Source organism: Hydrotalea sp., from assembly GCF_049968455.1.
In the GTDB taxonomy this organism is placed as follows: domain Bacteria; phylum Bacteroidota; class Bacteroidia; order Chitinophagales; family Chitinophagaceae; genus Hydrotalea.
Map to the genome: position 1 here is coordinate 227,102 of NZ_JBMFQT010000003.1, position 6,657 is coordinate 233,758.

Here is a 6,657-nt window from a genome sequence, read left to right on the forward strand (position 1 = left end):
AAATAGAATTTAGAATGTAACATTTAAACCAACTGTTACAGATTTTGAAGGAGCAACTGCTTGGTTATTAAAACCCTGTACGCCTTGTTCAGGATCACTTGTTAAATTGTTATCGTAGATTTTTGTCCATAGATTACTTCCACGAACATAAAAGGCTAAAGCACTTAAGTGAAGCTTGGTTAACACTGTTTTATTTGTAAGTTTATAGCCCACTTGAACATTACGCAAACGTATATAATCTCCTTTATAAATAATTCTATCTGATCCGCTAGCTCCATTAGTAGCATCACCATATACATATTTGGGAACGTTAGTAACATCGCCTTTTTTCTGCCAACGATTCATCATAAAGGCATATTTACCTCGGGTTGGGAAACTGCCGTCAGTAAAGAATCGTGCATAATTATCAATAATGTAGTTTCCATAATTGTAATAAAAATCAATTCCGAATGTAAAATTCTTGTAATTGAAAACATTACCTAACCCGCCAAAATCAGTTGGAGAAGCAGATTTCCCTACTAAGAATAATTTTGCAGAAGCATAGGAAGTAGTAGTAGCTGATTTTGTGCTATCCTTATACCAAAGTGGACTCCCAGTGTTGGGGTCTACACCTGCCCAACCACGTGTATAAAAAGAATAAAAAGGCTGGCCAACACGCATTAAAAATGCGCTACTTTGAGGGTTATACTGATCACCGGTTGGTAAACTACTAACATAATTTTTGTTATGCGCATAATTAAAGTTGATTTGCCAGCTAAAATCTCTTGTTTGGATAGGTGTAACTGAAATGGTTAATTCAATTCCTTTATTTTCTAAACCACCTAAATTGCTAATTACCCCCGTAAACCCGGTTGTTCTTGATATTTGCTGGCTTAGCAATGAACCATCTGTTTGTCTTACATAATAATCAGCAATTACATTGATTCTATTTTTCAGTAAACTCAAATCGAATCCTACATCAAATTGTTTATTTTTTTCCCATGTTAAATTGATATTCCCAATATTATTGAATGTTCCGCCGGCCACACCATTATAATTATATCCAAATCCATATGATGGACGCCATTGATAGTTCCCTATCTCTGCATTTCCATTTGTACCATAAGATGCTCTCAATTTTAAATTATTTATCAATTCAATGCGTTTCATAAAGTTTTCGTTCATAACATTCCATGCAAACCCTACCGAATAAAAATTTCCAAAGGGGTTACTACTTCCAAATCTTGAAGATCCATCCCTCCGAAAACTTCCATATAGTGAAAACCGATCATCATAAGTTATATTAGCATTTGAATAAGCACCTGTAAATGCATAATCAGAAGAAATTTGTATTCCTAAAGTTGAAGTGGCTGCATTTTGTGACGAATATAAATCAAGTTTTGGGGGGAAGCTTTGTGCAGATCCTTGTTGTTGCAAATAAGCATTTCTGGTAGCTTCATACCCTACTTTTACATCAGCAGAAAATTTTTTGTTTCTATTAATGTCAAAGTGATAATCAAATTGATTATACCAATTCCATAAAAAATTTCGCGTATAAATAGATAAAGCATATCCTGCAGTACCAGAACCATCACCATGAAATTGATTATTGAACTGATATTCCTCATTCCCGTTATATTGCAATCCTAAATTGCTTGTGAATTTTAATGATTTCCAAATTTTATATTCTATGTTTTCTGAACCAAGAATAGTTAAAGCTTTCAACCATCGTTTATCATTAGCAGCAATGTATAGTGGGTTATAATGTGCCGGGAATCCGAGATTATTATTTGATATATTAAGTGTTCCATCTGGATTGAATGGGTTTTGAGTAGGCCTTAACACCAGTGCTACATAACCGGGATTGCCAAAATATCCACCACCTCCAGAAATGCCGCTCGATGCTAAAGCTGAATTTTGAACTACATCACCAACAGTTACTTTCGTTGTAAATGTAAGTCTATCAGTTGCTGCATGAGACACTTTGATATTCCCACTATACCTTGTTAAATCGGTCCCTATTGTTGTTCCTTGTTGTTTAAAATATCCACCTGATATAAAGTATTTTGTTTTTCCATCACCACCTGATGCACTTAGATTATATTGGTTTTGCACACCTGTTCTTGTTACTAAATCAAACCAATGAATATCAACCCCATTTCCATAACCGTACGAAGCCAAAGTATTATTAATAGTAGTTTGACTTGCATTTGCATTTACTAATCCTTCTTTCAATAAAGTAAACCAATCATTCGCCTGAAGAGGTCGCCCTGCAGGAGGAGGTAGTATTACATTGTTGCTACCATATTCTGCACTAAAATTAAATTGTGTTTTACCGTTTTTACCGCTTTTAGTAGTAATAATTACAACACCATTTCCTCCACGAGAACCATAGATTGAGGTTGCAGCAGCATCTTTTAAAATGGTAACACTTTCTATATCATCTGCATTTAAAGTAGCTAAAACGTTGGTACTAGGATTGATATTGAATCCGCCTCCATTTCCATTCGACAAATCACCCCCGTTCATTACAACTCCATCAATTACATATAAAGGCTGTGATGCACCTAGAGAGAAGGATCCAACACCTCGAATCCTAACTTGCTGGTTAGCGCCCGGTTGACCAGTAGTAGCAACAGCTTGAACACCTGCTGCTGCCCCTTGTAACATTTGATCAATAGATGCAAAAGGTTTATCGGCTAATTGTTCTCCACCTACCTTTACAATTGCAGCAGTAGTATTTGATTTTTTTTGCAAACCATATCCAGTAACCACCACTTCTGACAAATCTTTACTAGAAGCAGATAAACTTAAGTTTATAACGCCTTTATTTCCAATTGGTATATACTGTTCATCTAAACCAATATGGCTAAATTGCAATCCTTTTACTTTTTCGCCAATATGAATTGAGTATTCTCCATTACTTCCAGAAACAGCTGTAGCAATTACTTTCTTATCACTACCTAATGCATTAATAGATACCCCGGCCAGTGGCTGTCCTTTTTCATCAGTAATTTTGCCAACAATTGTGCGGGTTTGTGCAAATATTTGTGTGACTGAAATAAAAAGAAATAAAAGCAACAAAATGAATGTTTTTCTCATTAGTGCAGGGTTTAATTTTAATTAATAAAACAATATTATTAATAAAATTTTAACAACCCAAAAAAAATTTGGTACTTTTTAATGAAAAAGAAATAAACTTAATTTGGCATTAAGGCAAAAAACAGCAAAAAAATGAAAGTTGGCGTTGAAAAACAATCAAAAAAAAGCAAAAGTTACTATTTAGAACCTAGTACACCTTAATTTTTCCAGTGTACTATTGGTTACTTTTAAAAATCCATGATAGGAGGCTGTGAGTTCAAATCCGCCACGAAAGTTTGAAACAGTTTTTAATTTGGACACATTAACATCGTAACTCATGCCAATGGTCATATGTTTAAAATCCATTTTTATTACAGGTACAAAGGCATCGCCCCAACGCAAAAAACTTCCGAAGTAAATGGTGTAGGGATCATCATTATAAAACTTTTGAAAATCGAACCCATATAAAAAGCCTCCTAAAAGTTGACGGTATCCGTTTTGTGTAAAATAATCTGCAAAAGCTATAATTCGGTTTCTATCAGTTATTGGGGTATTCAGCCCAATGTTAAAAGTAATTTTTGGATATAAAAAATTTTCAATAGTTCCTGTTACACTGTGAATAATGGGCTTATTAAAATGCGCATAACCGGCACCAAAATAAAATCGGCCTGCATCACCATATGAGCTACTATAACTAATGCCGGTTGCTAAATCCCAATAATTATATCCGTTGTTTGTAAACATTTGTGAGGATGGTGCATTAGGGTTGTAGCTACCACCCTGAAATTGGTCAGCGGTTCTTACTAATGTGGGATCGAATTGACTATATACCGGACCTCCCATGAAAGCAATGGATAAATAAGAATCTTTATCATCGCTTAAAGATTTGCTATAATTCACTACAGGTAAAAATTGAGTTCTTTTCAGTTGAATATCGCCTGCCTGATCTAGTGTCATTTGAGAACCTAAAGTTAAAACGTCATTACTTCCCTGCATAGGTCTTTTATATTCTATACTCATGGCTTCCGTTCTGAATGGCACCGTAATACTAGACCATTGGTCGCGATAAACGGTTGACACTCTCAAATCCCCGGTAAAAACCCCGGCTAAAGCAGGATTTCTCAATAAGGGTTGTTCATAAAATTGAGAAAAAGTAAGATCTTGTGCTTTTACATTTTGTAAAAGCAATAAGAATAGCAGGCAATAAAAAATTGGCGAGTAGTATTTTTTCATACCCATTGGATTTTCGGGCTTGGTTGCCCATGACACAATTTAACCAAATCCTTTCATTTTTTTATATTTTTTATTTTAGTATTGCAACATTTCCTTTATAAATATTCGGTAATCCTTTTTCGCATAAAACTTCACATACATAAACAAACACATCGGGTGTAGCTGGTTTCCCTCTAACTTTTCCATCCCATCCATAAGCAGGATCGCCAGGCATAAAATTGCTTCTTTCAAATAGCAACTCACCCCATCTATTAAATATCATAAAATGTTTTACCACTTTAATGCCTTTGCCTTGTACCATTAAAATATCATTGATTCCATCTCCATCAGGAGTAAATACATTAGGAATAAATACTTCAGTTGTAGGACAGAACGTTTTGATACAAATTGTATCAGCACTTTGACAACCATAGACATTGGTAGCAACACAACTAATACAAGCATCATCAATAATCTTTCCTTGAGGTTCCGCACAATTGTAGCATGACAAATTATTTGCACCACTCCATGCCCACTGCTTAATATCTTGTTTATCAGCCACAGCCCTAAAATTATAAATGTCTCCTGCCTGCATAATTGTGTCTTTACCCACACTTATTTGTGTAGGATTACCCACCATAATACTTACTGCTCCTGTGTCAGTAAAACAATTATAATTATCTTTTGCAATTACACGATAAGTAGTACTACTTAATGGACTAACATTTAAAGATGAACTTGTTCCTAAGCTGCTTCCATCAGGAGCAATCCATTGATAATTTCCTGCCCCAACTGCAATAATTTGTTTTTGCTGACCAACACAAATAGTATCGTTTGGAGAAACTAACAATGTAAATGGCTGTACCACTGTAACATTTGTAGCACTCATTTGGCTACATCCAAATTCGTTGTATCCAACCACATAATATTGAGTATTCTTAACTGGCATAACAGTAGGTGTGGCACAGTTTTCACATATAATATTGTTGTTCTGATCTTTCCATATATATCGATCTGCTCCTGTTACATTTAACTTTATAGAATCACCTTTACAAATACGTTGCGGTGCCATTGCTGCTACTTTAGGCAAAGCATGCACAGTAATTTGCTGTAGTGCAGAATCAGCACATCTATTAATAGTACTTACTGTATATTTAACTTTATAATCGCCAGAATTATTATAAATAACCGCTGTTACTGAATCTTGTGATTTTGTTCCATTCCCTAAATCCCATTGACGATAGACAATAGAATCTTGAGATGAAGCCACTCCGGTAAAATTTAACAAGGCAGTTCTGCATACATCTTGAACCGATTGTATACTTGCTTTAGGATATTGATATATTTTAACAGTATATGTAGCTTGTGTAGTATCGCTACAACCGGATTTGCCTTTCACAATTAATGTAATATTTTGACTACCGGCTGTTGTATAGATTTGAGATAATGCTGGTTGTGTACCTAAGATATTATTATTGGCCACCCAGCTCCATTGTTGTATACCAAACATTGAACTACTAGAATCAATAAATTGATAAGTAGCTTTTCCACAATCAAAAATGGCATGTAAACTAAAATCAGCTCTTAATACATCAACTTTAATAGTATCTTTTACAGGAATTGACATGGTACAACCAGAAGCTGCAATTAGTTGTACTGAAGGTACAAACGTACCTCCCCTTGTGTAAGCATGTTGAAGTTGTTTATTTGCAGAAGTTAAAATATTGCCATCACCAAAATTCCAACGCAATGAATCTCCAGGCAAAATATTTGCATTAAATGTAACAGCGTTATTAACGCAATTGTAACCATTAGTGAATGAAACTGAGCGTGAAGGTACATTTATATTTAATGGTATGCTATCTGCATAGGTACACCCTTGTACTGTTTGTGCCACCAATTTTACTAAGTATTGACCATTGTTTTTAACTGAATAACGAATACTGTCGCCCATCTGAGTGGTTCCATCACTAAAATACCAAATTGACTTTACAGCAGGAACGGTTTTATTAATTAAAGTAACGGTGTATGGCAAACAAGTACTACCGGTATCTTTTAATAAAATAGTGGCTTTTTGTGTTCCTATTATTGTGATAGGTGCGCTCACACTTGTGCTACATCCACTCGCATTGGTTACGGTGTAAGTTATGGTTGTTGTGCCTGCACTAATCGCTGTGATCTTGCCATTATTGTCTATGGTTGCTAAATTGGTATTGCTGCTGCTCCATACTCCTCCAGTTGTTGCATTACTTACAGTTAAACTGCTGCCTGCACATACTTGACCGCCATTGGTGTTAATGGGTTGTACTGTCGGTAATGCATTTACGGTAATCGGTGCGCTCACACTTGTAGTACATCCACTTGCATTGGTTACGGTGTAAGTGA

General features: G+C 35.2%; 3 protein-coding genes. All 3 read right to left on the reverse strand.

Features of this window, described 5'->3' with window-relative positions:
* Positions 1 to 9 precede the first annotated feature (9 nt).
* The gene (locus ACP5P5_RS03610) at positions 10 to 3,081 is read right to left on the reverse strand and encodes a SusC/RagA family TonB-linked outer membrane protein (protein ID WP_428284747.1); all 3,072 of its coding nucleotides are present in this window, start codon (positions 3,079 to 3,081) and stop codon (positions 10 to 12) included.
* 180 nt (positions 3,082 to 3,261) lie between these two features.
* On the reverse strand, positions 3,262 to 4,293 hold the full coding sequence (locus ACP5P5_RS03615) for a PorP/SprF family type IX secretion system membrane protein (RefSeq protein ID WP_428284748.1): 1,032 nt from the start codon (positions 4,291 to 4,293) through the stop codon (positions 3,262 to 3,264).
* A 70-nt stretch (positions 4,294 to 4,363) separates the two neighbouring features.
* The coding region (locus tag ACP5P5_RS03620) for a PKD domain-containing protein (RefSeq protein WP_428284749.1) at positions 4,364 to 6,657 on the reverse strand (2,294 nt) is incomplete at its 5' end.